Here is an 18,465-nt window from a genome sequence, read left to right as displayed (position 1 = left end):
TCGTTCAATATGTAGTTTTTAGAACTGTTTTCAATTTTTCCACGTTCTTAACATCTTCATTTAAAGAGTGGATGTCAGGTTTTGGAGTTTCAACTGTGATATAGGTTTCTGATTTTTCATTCAGCATTCCAAACAAGTAATAAAAATCATATTCCCCTTCTCCAATACTTAAATGTTGATCAATTTCAATTTTGAGATCTCCATCTGAGATATGGAAATAGCATGGGGACAATTTACTTATAAAACTTTCAATGAAGGGCCTATAATCAATGTCTAAACTAGCTGCAGCTTTTATTGCGTGATTCATATCAAAACAAAACCCGAATTTGTTGTCCATCAGTTTCTCAATTTGTTCGGGCATGTATCCAATCATCATTTCATCGTTTAAGCCTTTTTTAGGCATGTTCTCTATTAATATACGCTCATCATCTAGTTTATCTAATAGCTCTATTGAATCTTCAATACTTCCGTATCCAGGGTGCAGCACCATATATTTTGCATCAAGTTTATCAGCCCACTTAATGCAGTGATATATTGCTTCAAGGCTGCTATTATGATTGTTTTTATTTCCAATGTTAACTCCATGTCTTTCAGTAGTAATGTGAATAGTATACGGTATGTCATAGGAAAGAAAAGATGATATGTCTGTATGTGGAATCGGTGTTAGTTCAATATATTGAAAGACATCGCTTTTGATAAGTTGGTCTGCATCTGGAAGCAGATCATTATTTGTGGACCATAATTTTAAACCGAATTTCATATTAATCACCATTATTCTACAAGATCCCATTTTACAGGAGTACCTTTTATGATATCTTTTCTTGCTTTTTTCCCGATTATTTGATTCAAATATCTAGGATGTAAGCCAAATCCTGGTCTGATTGATCGAATATTCTTTTCAGTAAACATCTCTCCTGATTTCATGTCTTCTACTATGAAAAGAGACCTTGAAAATTCCCTGTTTTTCTTCATTCTGCCCGTTAATTCATAACTAATGCTTCCAAGTGCCATTTCGACATCTCTTACAGCTTTTACCATTGATTTAAATTCTTCTGGTTCAAGCGAAAATGCAGCATCTGGTCCTCCTAGGTTCCTATCAAGAATAAAATGTTTTTCTATAATTTTCGCACCAAGTGCTACAGATGCTATGGGGACAGAGTTGCCAATAGAATGGTCTGAGAGACCAACAACAGTGTCAAATGTTTCTTTTAAATTAGGGATGGTATTTAAGTTCATTTCATCAAAAGGTGTGGGATATGAAGAAGTGCATTTTAACAATGATATATCATAGTTTCCCATTCTTTTACATGAATTAACTGCTTCTTCTATATCTGTTAATGTGGCAATACCTGTGGAAATTATAACCGGTTTTCCTTTTGAAGCAACATACTCTATTAAAGGTATATCTGTAATCTCAAATGAAGCAATTTTGTAAGCAGGAACATTCATTTCTTCAAGAAAATCTACAGCACTTTTGTCGAAAGGAGAGGAAAAGAAAATAAGACCCAGCTTTTCTGCCAATTCTTTGAGTTCATGATTCCACTCCCATGGGGTATATGCTTCTTTGTAAAGTTGATATAATGTTTTTCCATCCCATAAAGTTCCTTGCTTTATTTTGAAGTATTCGTTGTCACAATTAATTGTTATAGTATCAGGAGTATACGTTTGCATTTTGACAGCATCTGCTCCAGATTCTTTTATTGCTTTGATGGTGTCTGCAGCAAGTTCAAAATTCTGAAGGTGATTGGCTGACATTTCTGCAATAATGAAGACAGGACTTCCATCCCCAATGGAGTGATTTTTAATTTGCACTTATGACTTCCCCATTTATTATTCCCATTATTATCATATCATACCACTTGTTATTTTTAAAAACAAATTCTTTTAACCTGCCTTCTTCTGTAAACCCAGCTCTTTGATAAAATGAAATCGCACGCTGATTATCACACATCACTTCGAGCTTAAGTGTATGAAGGTTCGAGATATCAAAAGCTATTTTTTTAATACATTGGATTAGTAAACTCCCTTTCCCTTTAATCTCAGTATATGGATTTGTATAAATCCCTATATAGGCATTCTTATGTCTTCTGTTTATGCCTTTTAATGAGATAACACCTATGTATTGCACTCCTTTTTTCACAATCCAATAATTATTGTGATTATCATGTTTAAGCATTTTAATGAAATTAAAGTGTTCTTCCCTAGTTATGTCTTTGTCGTTATACATCCATTTTTTTATCGTGTCATGGTTTCGAAATGTTCTTATCATCTCTTTCTCTTCACTTGAAACATTTACAAAATTGGTAACAAGTATATCGTCAAATGTAAAATCATTCTTTAAATCATCCATTTAAGATTTCTCCCACTAAATGAGCATTAATTCATGGATATTTCCAATCAGATTATTATAAGTCTAAACTCTAATTTTGATATGGTCTTTAAAAATGGGTTATTTTTCAATGCTTTACTATGCTCTAAAAACTTACCATATTGTCCATCCACCATCAACTACTATATTTGTTCCATTTATATAGTTTGAAGCATCAGAGGCGAGTAATAAAACACTACCTTTCAGGTCATCAGGCTGACCGATTCTCTTTAATGGTACTTTTTCTTCAAGTTTATCGATAAACATTTTGTCTTTTTGTACGATTGAATTTGGAAAAGGACCTGGTGATATTGAGTTTGAACAAATTCCATGTTTTCCATAAACACCTGCAATGTATCGTGTAAACTGTATTATTGCTGCCTTTCCTGCTCCATAATTTGCTGGATTATAGTAGTCATTAGTGTCATAGATCGATATATCTGGAGAAACGAGTCCATACATTGATGAAATATTGATGATTTTTCCGTAACCATTTGAGAGCATTTGAGGCAAAACTGCTTTTGTGCATCTGTAAACAGAGCCAATGCTTCCATCAATACCCATGTTCCATTCATCATCAGTTATGGAGGTTAAATCCTTACCTGCTCCATAATATGCGTTGTTTACAAGGACATCAATTTTAGCATAGTTATGATTTATGTATTGTACTGAATCATTGATGCTTTCATTGCTTGAAACATCAATTAATATTGGATAATTTTCATTTCCAAAATCATTAGTTAGCTTCTTTGAAAGTTTTTTATTTTTATCAATATCTCTACTCCCGATTATTAAAGTAGCTCCATATTCTGCAAGTGCTTCACACATGCTTTTCCCCAGATGGCCGCTTCCTCCTGTAATGAGGATTACTTTATTTTTAAGATTAAACATATCTTTTAATAACACAGTAAATCACCATTTTCTTGGGTCAATTATGATTTCATCTTCACTTTCAAATATGGATGCATCAATATCAAGACAGCCTGCAATATTAAAATCTTGTATATTTTGTGTCAGTTGTTCTTCAGAATCAACACCTATAATTATTGAATCTATTTCTTCAATAGACATTGCAAAATTTAATGCTAACTGAGATATGCTGATGTTGTTACTGCGAACAAATCGATTGATTTCTATTAAATTTGCCTTTGCAGATAGCAAGTTCGCAGGAATCTTGTTTGCATCCATAAACAGTAGTCCCTGCAGAAATGCGCTTCTGGTAAAAATAGTAAATCCATTTTCCTTCAATCTTTTAAGAAGAGAATTTTTAAGGAATCTATGATCTAAGATATTTAATGGTATCTGTATCACATCAAACTCTCTCATGGTGAGTATGGTTTCAGCTTCATATGGGGCATATACGGAAACACCTATGTTTCGGATCAACCCTTTCTCTTTGGCTTTTGTGAGTATAGGAACTAACTCGGTATAGTGATTGATATCTTTGAAGTCATGAATTAGGTAATTATCAATATACTCGGATTTCAAATTACTAAGGGAAATTTCTATTTTTTTGAATATTTCCTCTTCTAGATTAGTATCTTCCACTTTATTTTTGAATAATGGTTCTAATTTAGATGTAATATAGCATTTAGAACGGTCTTTGTTTGCAATAAACTCCCCAATTATAACTTCACTATCCCCATAGGCACTTGCAGTATCAAAAGAAGTTATACCGTTAGAGTATGCATATTCAAGTATTGACAATGCCTGCTCTTTTTGTGGTTTTCCCAGCTTATTATTAATTCCATAGTTCAAACCCAATTGTGCAGTTCCAAGTGTTAATTTCGAGAGCATTATTTTTCCGCCATCATCAGGTATTTAATGCCTTGTCAATCCAGTTCTTAAATATCACGATAATTTTTTTGTAGGACATCCTGATTTAAAAGTCTAACATTTTCATTTTTGTCTAAATACTCAATTATCGCATTTAGGCTTGTTGTCGTCAGGTCTCCAAAAGCTTTCTCTAACTGAAGATAAAGGTCAAAATCTTCTTGAGTGTCTATAGTCAGCCTCATATCGTTTCTTTCAAGTATTTTGAGTGGACTAATATATTCTATCTTAATCCGTTTGTCGTGTTCATATAAATAAGGAGTAACGTGTTCCAGCTCATATTCATTACTTGCATTATTCCATGCTTCTTTGAGTGACGTAAATCTAAAAGTTTCAATACCAGTGCCCAATATCACTCCTTTGGACCCGATATAGTCACAGTTCTCTCTGATCAAATAATCAACTTGTTGCGAAATGAGTTCCAGACTTACTAAAGGATTATCGCTAGTAATTCTGACTACTATATCTGCATTGTACTTTTCTGCAGCCTTGCAATATCTATCCAGTACATTGCTTTCAGACCCTCTGAATACATGAACACCATTTTTTAAGGCTAGTTCTTCGATAATGTCGTCTTCTTTTCTGGTTGTTGTAGCAACGACTATTTCATCCAGAACAGTTGCATTCTTTAATCTGCTTAACAATATTTCTAAAATAGTTTGATTGCCTATCCTTTTAACAACTTTTCCAGGCAATCTGGTAGATCCCGTTCTGGCTTGTATTATTCCTACAACATTCATTATAACAGCTCTTGATGACCGAATTCTATTGATGATCAATTAGGTTTGATATGGTAGAAACGACGTAATTTACGTTCTCAGTTGTCATTGCAGGGAATATTGGAAGTGTTATTATACGCTTGAACACATCTTCTGTAACCGGATAATCACTTTTGTCAAAGTTAAAGTTCTCTGTATAATAACTATGCCTGTATACAGGTATATAATGGAGATTCACTCCAATGTTCATTTTCCGCATAGATTTAAAGAATTGATTCCGGTTTATTGTTTCATTCAACAGAACAGTATATATATGCCATCCATGGGTGATTTCTTTTTCAGTATGAGGGGTACTTATCAGATCATATTCTTCAAAGAGTTGGTTATATTGTGAAGCGATTTTGTTTCTTTCCTGTATGAAATAATCAAGTTTCTTCAGTTGTGATATTCCAAGTGCAGCCTGAATATCAGTCATGCGATAGTTACGACCTAGCAATTTCATGTCATAAGCCCAGCCAGCATCCGGGCCATAGCGAGATGCAGCATCTTTATCAATGCCATGACTATGCAACATCCTGATTCTTTTTGCGAGTTCTTGGTTGTTGGTGGCAACAGCTCCACCTTCACCCGTTGTTATGGGTTTTACCGGATGGAAGCTAAAAATAGTAAGATCTGCAAGTGTACCCACTTTTTCTCCATGATAACTAGCTCCAAGTGAATGGCAGGCATCTTCTATCATTAAAAGATCATGTTCTATTGCTATTTGTCTTATTTCTTCAATTTCACAAGGATGACCTGCATAATCTACATACAAAATTGCTTTTGTTTTTTCAGTGATCTTTCGTTTGATATCCTCAGGATCGATATTTCTTGTTCCTTCTTTAATATCTGCAAAAACAGGCATTATCCCATTATAAAGAAGCGCATTGCTAGTAGCTGCAAATGTAAATGGAGTAGTAATGACTTCTGATCCTTTGGGTAAGTTCAGAGATGCCACAGCAACATCCAGTGCACTGGTACCACTATTCATAGCTATTGCATGGTTGCACCCGATGTACTTGCAAAGAGCATTTTCAAACTCTTTTATTTTCGGTCCAGTGGTCAACCAATCACTTTTCAGGACCTTAACAACTTCATCAATATCTTCGTCATCGATTGTTTGATGTCCATAAGGAATCATGATATAACCTCGTACTGGATAGTATCTTCTTTGTCTTCAGTATTTTTACTGAAAACTATCAAACTTGCCTCTTTGTCAGACATATTAGTAACAGCATGAGCGACAAAAGGTGGTATGTGAATCACTTCATAAGTGTCGGATTCTGAATCCATTATAATTTCTTCAAATTTACCGGAAACAACATTTTTTAATGATAATTTTAGTTTTCCGGCTGCCAGCGCAATCCACTCTTCTTTCTTTTTATGGTAATGGTTTGCCCTTGTCCTCATTGGTTCAATTGATACCACATAGCTATGTATGCAGTTGAAAGGCTCATCATCATAGTTCATTGAGATGACTTCAGAAAGCCATCCATCATCTCTTTTATGTTTGAGTCGAGTTAATTTATGATATAACATTGTTTATCATAACATTTTTTCAAAATCATCTTTAGTAAGCCATTCATCATTAATGTCACTGGAATAGCGATAGTTGTCTGGCAAACTTTTTCCTGAATTTGAAGATTGCTTTTTCCAGAATGAGAACTCAGGTTCAATTATGAAATAATCAGAGAATTCTTTAGCATGTCTGGATTCATCTTCTGTGATCATTATCTCATGCAATTTTTCCCCTGGCCTGATTCCTGTAAACTCCTTTTTAGATTCAGGGGCAATAGCTTCTGCAAGATCAGTTATTTTCATGCTTGGTATTTTTGGGACAAATACCTCTCCCCCTTCCATCCTTTGAATACAATTAAGTACGAAATGTACTCCCTGATCAAGGGTAAGCCAAAAGCGTGTCATTCTATCATCGGTTATTGTGAGAGTACCCTCTTTTTTCTGCTCCTTGAATAAAGGTATTACACTCCCGCGGCTTCCAATTACATTTCCATATCTGACACAGCTAAATTTTGTTCTCCCCTTACCAGTGTAGGTGTTTCCCTGAATGAATAATTTCTCAGCAACCATTTTTGTTGCACCATAGAGATTAACTGGATGAACTGCTTTATCTGTACTAATTGCCATTACCCTTTCTACTGAATTGTCAATTGCAGCATCAATGACATTTACAGAACCATCTATATTTGTTTTAATTGCTTCAATTGGATTATATTCACAGGCAGGTACCTGTTTTAATGCAGCGGCATGTACAACAATATCGACACCATTCATTGCACGATAAAGTCTTTCTCTGTCTCTGACATCTCCAATCAGAAAACGAAGTCTGCTGTCATTAAACTCTTGCTGCATTTTGTATTGATTATATTCTCCTCTTGAATATATTCTTAAACTACTGGGATTATGTTCTTTTAGAATTATTTCTGTAAATTTTTTCCCAAAAGAGCCTGTTCCACCAGTAAGAAGGATGTTTTTCCCGTCAAATAATGATCCATCAATTGTATTTTGCATGTGTCTACCAACTCAAGGTTATAGATATTTGCTGGTTATATGATTATTTTATTATATAAAGTTCGTTTTGATTTTATCTAATAATTTCTATAACGAATATTTGAACCACGTATTTTTATATGACTACAACATTAAATTAATCAAAAATTTTCTCTTTTAATGAGGTCTGGTATACAGTGTATGCAAAAATTGCAATTACAATTCGTTCTTTTTCGTCGATTGATTTGTTATCGGAATTACTTAAAAATCATGGCGAAGTTAAATATATAAATACATCTGGAAAGCGCCTTGGTGAAGATGAGTTATGTCATATTCTAGAAGATTTCGATGGAGTTATTGCTGGAACTGAAAAATTTAGTTCCAAAGTTTTAGAATCATCTCCCAAATTACGTGTAATATCTCGTGTAGGTGTGGGAGTTGACAGTATTGATCAGGAAGCTGCCAAAAAACAAGGTATATCCATTCTAAATACTCCAGAAGCACCAGCATTGGCAGTTGCAGAACATACTCTTGCATTAACATTTGCTGTCATTAAAAGAATTGCAACGTATAATGAGAATATGCGAGATAATAATTTTACGATCGAATCCGGTTTATTGCTGGCAGGTAAAACTGTAGGGGTAATTGGTCTTGGAAGAGTCGGTAGAAGGGTTGCTGAAATGTTTGAAATGCTAGGCTGTAATATTCTGTTTTATGACCCCTTTTTACCTGTAAATTTTATTTCAAACTGGAAACGTGTAGATTCTCTTGATTATGTTTTGAAAAAGGCGGATATTATTACTTTACATGTACCTCCCCAATCAGATGGAAAACCTTTGATAGGTTCTAATGAATTGAATGTATGTAAATCGGGAATGGTTCTTATAAATACTTCACGTGGTTCACTTGTGGATGAAAACGCATTAGCAAAAGCAATTGAAAGTGGGGTTGTCTGGGGAGCAGGTTTAGATGTATTTCCAGTTGAGCCATATAGTGGAAAACTTTTAGATTTTCCACAGGTAGTAGCGACACCACATGTTGCTTCTAATACCATAGAATCCAGGCAACAAATGGAAAAAGAAGCAATTAATAATTTACTTGCTAAATTGAGGGATTTATGATGAAAAAAGCATTAGTTACAGGTGGGAACGGTTTTCTGGGTCATCATATTGTAAGAGAATTATCAAACAGGGGAATTGAAACTATTGTTTTTGATATCGCAAGATCATCTATTATTGATGAAATGAACACCAACGGTAAAATTACATTTGTAGAAGGTAATATTCTCGACAAAACCAAACTAAACATTGCAATGGAAGGGTGCGATATGGTTTTCCATACTGCGGCAATTGCAAATATTGAGGATGCATTACAATATCCTGTTGAAACAATGGAAGTAAATGTGATAGGTACTGTTAATTGTCTCGAAGCTGCAAGAGAACATAAGGTTGATAGATTTGTTTTTGCAAGTTCTGTTTATGTAGGTGGCAACTGGGGTACATTTTATCGTATATCGAAACAAACAGGAGAATCCCTTTGTAAAACTTATTCCCGTGAGTTTGATCTTGATTTCAGCATAATTCGATATGGAAGTCTTTATGGCAGAGAAGCAAACGATTGGAACTTTCTATATGGTGTTCTCAAAAATTTATTACTAAACAAAGAATACACTTATTATGGCTCTCCTGATTCTTTGCGAGAGTACATACATATAGCTGATGCTGCTCGGGAAACAGTTAACATTGCTTTGAATGAGGATTTTAGAAACAAGGCAGCATTAATAACAGGTCATCAGAGGATGTCTCACAAAGAATTCTTTAATATGATACAGGAAATTCTTGGTCGTGACATCAAAATTGTATTTGAAAACAAAGAGAAAAACAGTCATTATAAAATAACACCATATTCTTTTGAACCAGATATTCCTCTTAGAATTAATCTTAGTACGTATATAGATATTAACGAGGGAATTCTTGACTGTCTTAAAGAAGTACAAATGGAGATTGAAAATGATGATTCCAGCTAAAACTGATAATATGAGTTTAAAACAAAAGTTAAAGAATAATATCCTTACAATTGGCTCATGGATTACAGTTGGTCATCCTGCAATTGCAGAGATTATGGCTCAAAGTGGATTTGACTGGCTGACAGTTGATATGGAACACAGTGCTATCACATTAACTGAAGCACAACAGTTAATTCAGGTGATCGAATTGTCCGGATGCGTTCCTCTTGTAAGGGTCGGTAGCAATGATCCTAATCTCATCAAACGTGTTATGGATGCTGGTTCTCATGGTGTAATTGTACCAATGGTTAATTCTGCTGAAGATGCAGAGGCGGCTGTAAAAGCTGTAAAGTACCCTCCTGTAGGCACACGTGGTGTTGGACTCGCCAGAGCTCAGGGGTATGGGGTTGATTTTGAGAACTATAAATCTTGGGTTGAGCAGGAGAGCATTGTTATAGTTCAGATAGAACACATCGAAGCTGTACGCAATATTGAAGAAATTCTGCAAACCGAGGGTGTTGATGGATTTATCATTGGACCTTATGATTTGTCCGGTTCTCTTGGAATGCCAGGTGAATTTAATGAGCCAGAGGTTCATGAAGCACTTGAAACCGTAAAAAAAGCGGCTAAAAAAATGGGTATTATTTCAGGATTCCATGTAGTTCCACCGGAACTTTCTCAGTTAAATGGAAAAATCGACGAAGGTTATCGTTTTGTAGCTTACAGTCTTGATTCATTATTTTTAGCTGAAACCTGTTTACGTGATTTGGCAAAAATCAAGAAATAAAAAAGTAAATCCAAAAACATTATTGTTTTGGATTTCTACTTTTTCATTTATTACATGTATTGTTCTCTGTATATCTCTGACAGCTCTTCATATACTTTGTTTCCTTCTTCATCAAACTTTTCAGCTCTTTCAATTAATGGCCACTTTTCCTCTGGCATTTTAACATATAACGGGAATGTTCTTAATATTCCATACAGTTCTTCACTGCTGATCTGTGGCATTTCCAGAGATGACATCATTGAGTGTTCCTGTGTAATGTGATCTTTTTGAATATAGCCTTCCTCAACACAAACCTCATGCAATTTTGTTCCTCTGAAAGGTGTGAATATAAAAATATTCAAATCTTTAGTTTCACACTCACGATTTAGTTTGATGGTATCAAATATATCTTCCCTTGTTTCTCCAGGAAGTCCGATCATATTATTTGTACCGTATTTTATATCCAAATCGTTTAGAATAGATGTGGCTTTTTTTATCTTTTCATTTGAAACTTTTCTATTTAGCACTTCCTGACGTATTTTTTCATTACCGCTTTCAATGCCTATGCTTAAACGGAAGTCAAAGCCATCCAGTATTTTTAATCTGTCATAAGTGATAGATTCAGGCCTTGTCTGGAAGAAAAATGGAAGATCTATTTCCTTGTATTTTTCCATGAAATCTATTAGTTTCTTTTTTGGCATTGATAGGAAGGATTCAGATGTAAAGTAGACAAATTCCAGACCATATTTTTCTTTTTGATGTTTTAGTTCATCAAAAACCAGTGATGTATCTTTGAATCTCAGGTAATTGTTATCATACATTTTTCTGTATGATGAGGCACAACAAAATGTGCAATTGTATGGACAACCCCTGCTGATTTCAATTGGGAGTGTTTTGAAGAGTTTTCCACGGTTTGGTCTGTAGAATCTCTGTTCTTCATATATGGTAAAGTCCAGGAATGGTAACTCATCAAGATCAACTAGTTCTCTCATTGGATTCTTTATTATGCCACTTTTAGATTTCACCCATATATTGGGGATGTCAGAAACCTCTTTTCCCTGGGACATTTTTTCACATAATTCCACAATAGCCTTCTCGCCTTCTCCCATGCATACCATGTCGATGCAATCAATGGCAAGTGTGTCCTCTGGTGAAAATGTAGGGAATGCTCCACCAGCTAATGTTGGTATTTTCAAGTCTTTTATTGTTTCTAATAGGTTCAATGCAATTTCATATGTAACTTCAGTCATTGTGACTGCAATAAGGTGAGGTTTGTAGTTGTTGACCGTTTTTTTGAAATCTTCATAAACATCTGTATCTTTGATTTTGATTCCTACTTCTGACATGTCCCATTTTCTAAATTGAAGAAAATCTGCTCTTATTTCATCGCCACTTTTTTCCTGGGTTCTATAAAGGGTTGTGTCAAATAATTTAATGTTATTAAATCCTGCTTCTTTAAGGCAGGCTGACAGAAGTGATAAATTAATTGGCATCATATTCTGCAGCATCACGTTTGGATATACAAAAAGTATCCTGAAATCATCTTTATTGTGTTCTGTCATAATTATCACATAATTTTCTTCAAAATTTGTTTATTTTATTTATCTTGTATCTCTATTTCAATATTTTACATTAGTAATCTGTTTTTATTATATAATTGTTCGTCATTGTCTGATGAGGATAAATATTTATGCCATGTCATATTATTTAAGTGAAACTATTAATGTTGGTGCGTTTTTATTATGAGATTCGCAAGCTTCTTAATAGATTACAAATACTGGATTTCAAAAGACCATTCTTCACAAAAGTGATTATATATGCGCAATGATTGCTCTGTAACTGCACTATTACCTATGAAGGGTCATAGTGAACGTGTGCCCTCTAAAAATACAAGGATTTTTGGGAAAGACCCTTTATTTTTCCATATACTGAGAAGTCTGGAATCTGCGGATTTGGTAAGTCATATTCTTGTAGATACTGACAGTCCTAAAATTAGGTCATTGATAAACGAAAATTTTCCTGATGTAATTATACTTGAACGACCTGATTATTTACTGGGCGACAAAGTACCAATGACTTCCATAATTGAACATGATATCAAATATGTCAAAACCAGTCATTTTTTACAAACACATGCCACAAACCCTTTACTTAAGCCGGATACTATAGATTATGCAATAAAGTCCTATTTTGATGGACTAAAGAAAGGTTTTGATTCTGTTATGAGTGTATCAAAATTCCAGACTAGATTTTACGATCAAAATAAGAACCCTGTGAATCATGACCCTGACATTATGCTTCCTTCTCAGGATATGCCTCCGTTGTATGAGGATAACTCTAACTTTTACATAATTTCAGTTGAGAATTTTATGAAAGAGAAAAAGCGTGTTGGTAAAAGTCCTCTTTTTGTAGAAGTCCCAAAAATCGAAAGCATAGATATAGATGAACCTGAAGATTTTATTATTGCAGAGGCTGTATACAGTTTTCTCACTAATGAACGAAAACAATAAATTAACAACATATTTTATCTTGTTATGTGTGCTTGATATCTTTGTCAAAATTAAATATATGTGCAGGGTGTGAGGTTAAATGGTGGCTTTTGAGAATTTTAGAATGATCACAGAGAACATTGAGGGGTATAAAGAATTTAATATAGATCGAAACTGGTATAAAAACAGAAAAAAAGGTCTATCTGCAGTAATAAGGTGTTTTGGCGATGAAAGATGGATTGGTCCTTGTATAGAAAGCTGTCTTCCTCTCTTTGATGAGATTGTTGTTGTCATTGTAAAAATAGAAGGGGATAGAACTGAGGAAATTGTAAAAAGTTTCAACTCTCCAAAAATTAAAATTTATAAATATCCATTTGCTTTAGATCAGGTCAAAGCTCCTGTTTATAAAAGTAAATTTGAACAAAAGATTGATGCTTTATCTGAATTATTCGTTTCCCCCTATTTTAAAAGAGGTTCAGTACATACAATAAGTTATTTAACTAATTTTGGTATGTCCAAAACCACATATTCCCATGTTACTCCCCAATGGGACGCAGACCATATATTAAGACCGGAATTTGCAACGGAAGAATTCAAAGAATTTATTCTTTCTAAGGATCATATACGTGTTGCAGGGTACAATGTGGTGACAGAAGATTACCAGTATCTATCTGAAAAGTCTCCTATACACAGTATTCATCCTCGTTTTTACAAAGCTGATAAATATCTGTATTTTGCTGGAAACAAGTATCTTCTGGATATTGTTTCATATCGATCCTCGATTGTTCAGTTAAAAATGCTGGAAAATTATTTCCTTTTCCCAATCCAACAGATACTGTGCATGAAAAATTTAATTCTTGGAAGGGATGTTTCTTATGATGAACCAATTTATTTCCACACAAAGTTTCTTCGTTCAGACAAAGAAATTGAGAGCGATACTCGTTTTTTGAATGAGGAATATCACAGGCAGTTCAGGGAAAGTACCAAAAAGGGGAAAAAAATAGATGTAAAGGTGCCTGATTTCGCACTGAAGACACCTGATGATTATTTAACAAAAAATAGTTAATACTTTCAGATCACAATGTACTATTTCCGGTATTGTCACTTAAAATGAGATCTCAGGTAAAAATAATACATAATATTTGTTGTAAGGTATTTGAATGTCTTTAAATAGAAAATTTCCAATATTAATATTAGATTTTGACGGAGTTATTCTGGAGTCTGTAGATGTGAAAACTGAAGCTTTCAGGCAGCTTTTTTCATTTTCTCCTGATAATGTTGATAAAGTTGTTAGTTTCCATGTAGAAAATGGTGGAATGTCAAGATTTGATAAGATTCGATACATATATGATAATATATTATGTAAGTCTTTACACCATGATAAATATGAATATCTGTGCAATAGATTTTCAGAACTTGTGCTTAATGGTGTTTTAACTTCTAACTATGTTAACGGCGGCAAGGAATTTTTGGAGTTTTTTTCAAAATGCACTTCTTTATTTTTAGTTTCAGCAACGCCTATCTCTGAATTAATGCATATTCTGACTCAAAGAGGGTTACTTGATTATTTTGAAGGAATTTATGGTGCTCCCAGACCAAAAACAGAATGTATTGAAGAGATATTATGCTTAAGTGAGTGTTCAGAAAAAGATTCGATTTTTGTAGGTGATGCATTGAATGATTATAACGCTGCAAAAATGGCTGGTGTGCGTTTCATTGGTAGAGTAAAACCCGGTGGCATCAATATTTTTAAAGATAAGGGTGATGTTGAAACTGTAGTTCCTGATCTTGAGGAATTAAAAAAGTATCTGGAGGGTTTATATTGCTAATTCCAATTTCATATGCTCTTAATCAAAATATTCCATTGTATCCCGGGTCTCATGATGTTGAATTTAAAAGGGTTAGGTCAATTGAAAATAATGAGTCTGCAAATGTTTCTGTATTTGTTTTCAGCAATCATTCCGGAACCCACATTGATGCTCCATTACATTTTTGCAATAAGGGTTATTCAGTAGCTGACGTTCTAGCTATTAAAAATGATTATTTCCCTGCTGTTTGCATAGATATTCCGAAAGATCCTGGTTCCCAGATTTGCAAGGAGGATATTGATCTATTCTTAAAAAAAATCGTTGATGCAGAAGCAATTTTGATCAGGTCTGGATTTTTTGAGTACCGGAATGAAGAACCTTCTATATATAGCACTTCTCATCCATGGGTTCATCCTGAAGTTCCTATTTACTTGAGACAAAATTGTCCAAAATTAAAGATTATTGGTCTTGATATTATTTCTATTTCAAATCCATCACATCGAAAAGAAGGACATACGGCACACAGGTCATTTTTGTGTCATGACTCTCCAATACTATTACTTGAAGATGCGGATTTGTCAAATTCTGCTTTGTTGGATACAGAGTTTGTTTTGCACATTTATCCCTGGGTAATTGATGAGGTCGATGCAACACCAGTTGTTGCTATGGCTGAATTTAAATGATAAAGCAGAATCTTAAAGCTTAATTTAAGAGTTGTATACTTTTTCGTATACTTCTACTGTTCTTTTTGTTGTCTTCTCCCACGAAAATAATTTTGCTCGTTCCAACCCTCTATGTATCAATTCTTCTTTAAAGTCTTCATTTGTCAATATTTTGTACATACTTGTGGTCCATTCATCAACATTGTGGGGGTTTGCTAATATTCCTGCGTCCGCTACAACCTCTGGTAATGCACCGACATTGGATACAATTACAGGGCATCCACAGGCCATTGCTTCCAACGGTGGAAGACCAAAACCTTCATACCATGAAGGACGAATGTAAATTTCGGCTGTATTATACAGCTTTACCATCTCTTCATCAGAAACTCTTCCTGCAAAGATAATATCATTGTTTAACCCCAGATAGGCAATCATTTTTTCAAGTTCCATTCTCTTTTGAGAAGTTACATTTCCCGAGCCAAAGATGACTAATTTAATGTACACACCTTTTTTCCTTAATCTGTAGTACATTTCAATAATATCAGAACGAATGTTATCTGATAAAATAAAAGGTGCATCAATATACTCCGGTATATCCATTTTAATTTGCTTGAATCTATCATGAGGTGCAGAATATATTGTTTCTATCTTTTCTTCGGGAACTTTAAGAAACTTAACCATGTCTTGCTTCGTATTATTGGATACAGCTATAAATTTATCAACATTGTTTCTGATAGCGAACAGGGTTTTTCTCCACAACACATCATGCATCCACATTTTTGGATTCTGATGTAATTTAGTCTGGAAAGATGGAAGAAACTTGTACAGGTCGTGGATTGTCATTACTTTTTTAAATCCATTCTGAAGAAAAAGAGGATTATGGAAAGGAGTAGGTGATGGATTGTGAATTACATCGATATCATTTTCTTTTAATATAGGGGTCAGTTTGATTGCATCAGTCGCCACTGTTTGCAGAAATCGTGTTGGTTTTACATTATATAATGGAACAATTATCTCATCCATATTTTTATACAATTGGTTATTGCTTTTTTGATAATGTATGAGGCAAAATTCATGTTCCCGATTTACATGGGGGATGTTAGCAAGAATGTATTTAAGGTAGTTTGGTATTCCAGATTTATCTTCCAGATCCATGACTTCTGTTATGATTCCTACTTTCATGCAATTACCTTTGCGCATTTTGTGTTATATAACTAAAAATGGGAAATAGTTAATTTTTCAGGGTGTTGTTGTAAAAGTGGTATAATTTTCTAAATAGCCTGTTTTTTGCAATTTTTAATACAGGCAATTTTGCAACTAATTTATTCCTTTTACTCAGATTGATAAGCGCATGGTATGACTCTATTTCATCACTTGTTAATTCATCTGTGCGGATATAGCATCCACTGTAGTGATAGTCATCGTAATTGTCATTTAACAAATGACCTTTATCTCGTAACATCTGGTCAAATTCTGTGTTAGGGAATGGTGTGGCTAAGGATAATCCTGAATCACTGTTTAATTCTTTTTGTAAATCCAGGGTATCTTTTATTGTTTTTTCATTTTCCCCAGGCAGACCTATCATGAAAAAAGCAAGTGAATCTAAACCGGCATCATTCGTAAGTTTAAAAGCTCTTCTTACTTCTTCAATCTTTAGTCCTTTTTTCATTGTATTAAGCATATTCTGGTTTCCACTTTCCACGCCATACAATACTCTTTTAAAGCCAGCTTTTTTAACTAATTGCAACAATTCCTCATCCACTAAGCTCTTGTTTGCTCTGAAAGGGGCCTGGAATGAGATCGTTTCATTTAGATTATTGTCTATTATTAAGTTTAGTATTTCTTCTATCCATTTACGATTTAAATTGAATGTATCATCCTGGAAATATATGTTTTTAATTCCATATTGCTCATATAGCCACTTTACTTCTTCTATCACTTTACTTGGTTTTCGATATCGTACTTTGTGACCAAAAACAGATTTGTTACAATAGATACAATGCGAAGGGCATCCCCTTGAAGCCATAATATACATTGAATTCTCACTATTTTTTCCCAGTCCTGTATATTTATTAATATCAACTAAATCTAATTTAGGCAAAGGAATATCATCCAGATTTTCTGCAAATGGTCTGGGCTCATTCATTTTATTATTGTAACAAATACCTTTAATTGCTTTAAGGTCAACCCCTTTTACAATTTCTAAAAATGTGATCTCTCCTTCTCCAACAACTGATACATCTACTAATGGTATCTCTTCAAATATTCTCAATCCTATTGAAGATGGATGCGGCCCACCAATAACTGTTAATATATTTGGATCTACATCTTTGCATGCGTCAATGACCATTTTTGAAAATTTAGTCTGGAATGTATTTTCGGTTACTGCGAAGATATCAGTTTTAAATGATTTTATTATATCCTTCAATTCTGTAATATCTATTTCTTCAGTTGCCATATCAACAATTTTTACGTTATGTCCTAGATTGTAACATAAAGTACCAAGTAATATCAATGCTCCGGATGGATATTTTTTCTTCATCCCTTTATGATAATTGTTCTGTGGTGGGTCAACTAACAATATATTTTTGCTTTCTCCCATACTCATCACTTTTTTAAATTATATTACTTGGCTATCATAGTTTGTTCAATACTCGCTTAAATGCCAGTTTCATAGAAACTAGGAAGTACATTTGTTTATCGAACTTCTTCTGTTCTTTTACTCCAACAAGCATACTTTTTCTGAAATGCTTCCCATCGATGTGCAATCTTAAAAACTCAAACAATTTGTATCCTCTTGGGGCCATCAATTCTTCCATCGATTTTTTATTAATGTAGTATACGTGGGTATCATCGTTAGTCCAGTTTGCAGGGCATAAATCAAAATCAAGACATTCTACAATTACGTTAGTACCAACTCTTTCAAGTTCTTCCAACAATCTCTCTGGAGTTCTTGTATGCTCTATAATATCAAGTGCAAAAGCAACATCAAATGAGTTATTTTTGAAAGGAAGATGATGAAAATCTCCTATAATGTCAGGTTTTTTCATTTTGTTCATATCAATGTTTATTGCATTTTCCAAATACAATCCACCAGAACCTACATTTACTATTTTCCTGCCTTTATAATGGTCTAGCAAAAAAGCTTTCCTTTCTTCAATATTATCCAGTTTCATATTCCCCTCAATATTAGATTTTATTGGATGCAAATTTATTTTCGATTAATATAAAATAGATTTATGCTCATGTAATATGAATCGCATTAATA

20 protein-coding genes are annotated in these 18,465 nt (G+C 33.9%); 7 read left to right on the top strand and 13 right to left on the bottom strand.

The genetic code is table 11. From position 1 onward, the window contains the following. Window positions 1–4: 4 nt before the first annotated feature. The 9 genes from METTI_RS04320 to pseB all read right to left on the bottom strand — a co-directional run bounded on the left by METTI_RS04320 (window position 5) and on the right by pseB (window position 7,488). On the bottom strand, window positions 5–760 hold the full coding sequence (locus METTI_RS04320) for a sugar phosphate isomerase/epimerase family protein (RefSeq protein ID WP_048135146.1): 756 nt from the start codon (window positions 758–760) through the stop codon (window positions 5–7). An 11-nt stretch (window positions 761–771) separates the two neighbouring features. Continuing rightward, entirely contained in the window at window positions 772–1,812 is a 1,041-nt protein-coding gene (pseI, locus tag METTI_RS04315; protein ID WP_023844599.1) for a pseudaminic acid synthase, read from the bottom strand. Continuing rightward, the gene (gene pseH, locus METTI_RS04310; protein ID WP_023844598.1) at window positions 1,802–2,350 is read right to left on the bottom strand and encodes a UDP-4-amino-4,6-dideoxy-N-acetyl-beta-L-altrosamine N-acetyltransferase; all 549 of its coding nucleotides are present in this window, start codon (window positions 2,348–2,350) and stop codon (window positions 1,802–1,804) included. Before pseH ends, pseI begins: the two co-directional genes overlap by 11 nt. 132 nt (window positions 2,351–2,482) lie before the next feature. Further along, window positions 2,483–3,274 (bottom strand): SDR family oxidoreductase, encoded by a 792-nt coding sequence (locus METTI_RS04305; RefSeq protein ID WP_211232185.1) that lies wholly within the window; start codon window positions 3,272–3,274, stop codon window positions 2,483–2,485. Window positions 3,275–3,280: 6 nt separating this feature from the next. After that, window positions 3,281–4,165: an aldo/keto reductase gene (locus METTI_RS04300; protein ID WP_023844596.1), complete on the bottom strand. Its 885-nt coding sequence runs from the start codon at window positions 4,163–4,165 to the stop codon at window positions 3,281–3,283. Between the two features lie 47 nt (window positions 4,166–4,212). Continuing rightward, complete coding sequence (locus METTI_RS04295) at window positions 4,213–4,941, bottom strand: cytidylyltransferase domain-containing protein (RefSeq protein ID WP_023844595.1); 729 nt, start codon at window positions 4,939–4,941, stop codon at window positions 4,213–4,215. 25 nt (window positions 4,942–4,966) lie between these two features. Next, window positions 4,967–6,100: a UDP-4-amino-4,6-dideoxy-N-acetyl-beta-L-altrosamine transaminase gene (gene pseC / locus METTI_RS04290; protein ID WP_023844594.1), complete on the bottom strand. Its 1,134-nt coding sequence runs from the start codon at window positions 6,098–6,100 to the stop codon at window positions 4,967–4,969. Then, on the bottom strand, window positions 6,097–6,498 hold the full coding sequence (locus tag METTI_RS04285) for a polysaccharide biosynthesis C-terminal domain-containing protein (RefSeq protein WP_023844593.1): 402 nt from the start codon (window positions 6,496–6,498) through the stop codon (window positions 6,097–6,099). The genes pseC and METTI_RS04285 overlap by 4 nt, the downstream gene beginning before the upstream one ends. A gap of 6 nt (window positions 6,499–6,504) precedes the next feature. Continuing rightward, window positions 6,505–7,488 (bottom strand): UDP-N-acetylglucosamine 4,6-dehydratase (inverting), encoded by a 984-nt coding sequence (gene pseB / locus METTI_RS04280; RefSeq protein ID WP_023844592.1) that lies wholly within the window; start codon window positions 7,486–7,488, stop codon window positions 6,505–6,507. A gap of 176 nt (window positions 7,489–7,664) precedes the next feature. Here pseB and METTI_RS04275 point away from each other — a divergent pair, with 176 nt between their 5' ends. Genes METTI_RS04275 through METTI_RS04265 form a run of 3 tightly spaced genes read left to right on the top strand, consistent with a single transcriptional unit; the run spans window position 7,665 to window position 10,259 of the window. Continuing rightward, the gene (locus METTI_RS04275; protein ID WP_023844591.1) at window positions 7,665–8,588 is read left to right on the top strand and encodes a phosphoglycerate dehydrogenase; all 924 of its coding nucleotides are present in this window, start codon (window positions 7,665–7,667) and stop codon (window positions 8,586–8,588) included. Further along, window positions 8,585–9,493: an NAD-dependent epimerase/dehydratase family protein gene (locus METTI_RS04270; RefSeq protein WP_023844590.1), complete on the top strand. Its 909-nt coding sequence runs from the start codon at window positions 8,585–8,587 to the stop codon at window positions 9,491–9,493. The genes METTI_RS04275 and METTI_RS04270 overlap by 4 nt, the downstream gene beginning before the upstream one ends. Then, window positions 9,477–10,259: an HpcH/HpaI aldolase family protein gene (locus tag METTI_RS04265; RefSeq protein ID WP_023844589.1), complete on the top strand. Its 783-nt coding sequence runs from the start codon at window positions 9,477–9,479 to the stop codon at window positions 10,257–10,259. Before METTI_RS04270 ends, METTI_RS04265 begins: the two co-directional genes overlap by 17 nt. Before the next feature lie 50 nt (window positions 10,260–10,309). On the opposite strand, the gene METTI_RS04260 is transcribed toward METTI_RS04265, so the two are convergent. After that, window positions 10,310–11,734 carry a B12-binding domain-containing radical SAM protein gene (locus METTI_RS04260; RefSeq protein ID WP_169729099.1) on the bottom strand — a complete coding sequence of 475 codons (1,425 nt, stop codon included), beginning with the start codon at window positions 11,732–11,734 and terminating at the stop codon, window positions 10,310–10,312. Window positions 11,735–12,055: 321 nt separating this feature from the next. Here METTI_RS04260 and METTI_RS04255 point away from each other — a divergent pair, with 321 nt between their 5' ends. The 4 genes from METTI_RS04255 (at window position 12,056) to METTI_RS04240 (ending at window position 15,218) form a co-directional block, all read left to right on the top strand. After that, window positions 12,056–12,748, top strand: a complete 693-nt coding sequence (locus METTI_RS04255; RefSeq protein WP_023844587.1) for an acylneuraminate cytidylyltransferase family protein — start codon at window positions 12,056–12,058, stop codon at window positions 12,746–12,748. A 79-nt stretch (window positions 12,749–12,827) separates the two neighbouring features. Then, the gene (locus tag METTI_RS04250; protein WP_023844586.1) at window positions 12,828–13,793 is read left to right on the top strand and encodes a glycosyltransferase family protein; all 966 of its coding nucleotides are present in this window, start codon (window positions 12,828–12,830) and stop codon (window positions 13,791–13,793) included. Between the two features lie 94 nt (window positions 13,794–13,887). Next, window positions 13,888–14,556 (top strand): HAD family hydrolase, encoded by a 669-nt coding sequence (locus METTI_RS04245; RefSeq protein ID WP_023844585.1) that lies wholly within the window; start codon window positions 13,888–13,890, stop codon window positions 14,554–14,556. Further along, entirely contained in the window at window positions 14,550–15,218 is a 669-nt protein-coding gene (locus METTI_RS04240) for a cyclase family protein (protein WP_023844584.1), read from the top strand. Before METTI_RS04245 ends, METTI_RS04240 begins: the two co-directional genes overlap by 7 nt. A 24-nt stretch (window positions 15,219–15,242) precedes the next feature. Here METTI_RS04240 and METTI_RS15035 read toward each other — a convergent pair whose 3' ends face one another. The 3 genes from METTI_RS15035 to METTI_RS04225 are packed head-to-tail and all read right to left on the bottom strand — an operon-like array spanning window position 15,243 to window position 18,373. Then, complete coding sequence (locus tag METTI_RS15035) at window positions 15,243–16,379, bottom strand: glycosyltransferase family 4 protein (RefSeq protein WP_023844583.1); 1,137 nt, start codon at window positions 16,377–16,379, stop codon at window positions 15,243–15,245. Window positions 16,380–16,428: 49 nt separating this feature from the next. Then, window positions 16,429–17,799, bottom strand: a complete 1,371-nt coding sequence (locus METTI_RS04230) for a B12-binding domain-containing radical SAM protein (RefSeq protein ID WP_048135144.1) — start codon at window positions 17,797–17,799, stop codon at window positions 16,429–16,431. 34 nt (window positions 17,800–17,833) lie between these two features. Then, window positions 17,834–18,373 (bottom strand): methyltransferase domain-containing protein, encoded by a 540-nt coding sequence (locus METTI_RS04225; protein ID WP_023844581.1) that lies wholly within the window; start codon window positions 18,371–18,373, stop codon window positions 17,834–17,836. Between the last annotated feature and the right edge of the window lie 92 nt (window positions 18,374–18,465).

Origin of the sequence: Methanolobus tindarius DSM 2278, assembly GCF_000504205.1 — an archaeon.
GTDB classification, from domain to species: Archaea; Halobacteriota; Methanosarcinia; order Methanosarcinales; family Methanosarcinaceae; genus Methanolobus; species Methanolobus tindarius.
This window is presented reverse-complemented; position numbering and strand designations above follow the sequence as displayed.

Excerpts from the sequence above, each read along its gene's own strand:
- METTI_RS04320 (WP_048135146.1), bottom strand. The coding sequence starts at position 760 with ATGAAATTCGGTTTAAAATTATGGTCCACAAATAATGATCTGCTTCCA.
- pseH (WP_023844598.1), bottom strand. The coding sequence starts at position 2,350 with ATGGATGATTTAAAGAATGATTTTACATTTGACGATATACTTGTTACC.
- METTI_RS04300 (WP_023844596.1), bottom strand. The coding sequence starts at position 4,165 with ATGCTCTCGAAATTAACACTTGGAACTGCACAATTGGGTTTGAACTAT.
- METTI_RS04295 (WP_023844595.1), bottom strand. The coding sequence starts at position 4,941 with ATGAATGTTGTAGGAATAATACAAGCCAGAACGGGATCTACCAGATTG.
- pseC (WP_023844594.1), bottom strand. The coding sequence starts at position 6,100 with ATGATTCCTTATGGACATCAAACAATCGATGACGAAGATATTGATGAA.
- METTI_RS04285 (WP_023844593.1), bottom strand. The coding sequence starts at position 6,498 with ATGTTATATCATAAATTAACTCGACTCAAACATAAAAGAGATGATGGA.
- pseB (WP_023844592.1), bottom strand. The coding sequence starts at position 7,488 with ATGCAAAATACAATTGATGGATCATTATTTGACGGGAAAAACATCCTT.
- METTI_RS04270 (WP_023844590.1), top strand. The coding sequence starts at position 8,585 with ATGATGAAAAAAGCATTAGTTACAGGTGGGAACGGTTTTCTGGGTCAT.
- METTI_RS04265 (WP_023844589.1), top strand. The coding sequence starts at position 9,477 with ATGATGATTCCAGCTAAAACTGATAATATGAGTTTAAAACAAAAGTTA.
- METTI_RS04260 (WP_169729099.1), bottom strand. The coding sequence starts at position 11,734 with ATGATGCCAATTAATTTATCACTTCTGTCAGCCTGCCTTAAAGAAGCA.
- METTI_RS04255 (WP_023844587.1), top strand. The coding sequence starts at position 12,056 with ATGCGCAATGATTGCTCTGTAACTGCACTATTACCTATGAAGGGTCAT.
- METTI_RS04250 (WP_023844586.1), top strand. The coding sequence starts at position 12,828 with ATGGTGGCTTTTGAGAATTTTAGAATGATCACAGAGAACATTGAGGGG.
- METTI_RS04245 (WP_023844585.1), top strand. The coding sequence starts at position 13,888 with ATGTCTTTAAATAGAAAATTTCCAATATTAATATTAGATTTTGACGGA.
- METTI_RS15035 (WP_023844583.1), bottom strand. The coding sequence starts at position 16,379 with ATGAAAGTAGGAATCATAACAGAAGTCATGGATCTGGAAGATAAATCT.
- METTI_RS04230 (WP_048135144.1), bottom strand. The coding sequence starts at position 17,799 with ATGGGAGAAAGCAAAAATATATTGTTAGTTGACCCACCACAGAACAAT.
- METTI_RS04225 (WP_023844581.1), bottom strand. The coding sequence starts at position 18,373 with ATGAAACTGGATAATATTGAAGAAAGGAAAGCTTTTTTGCTAGACCAT.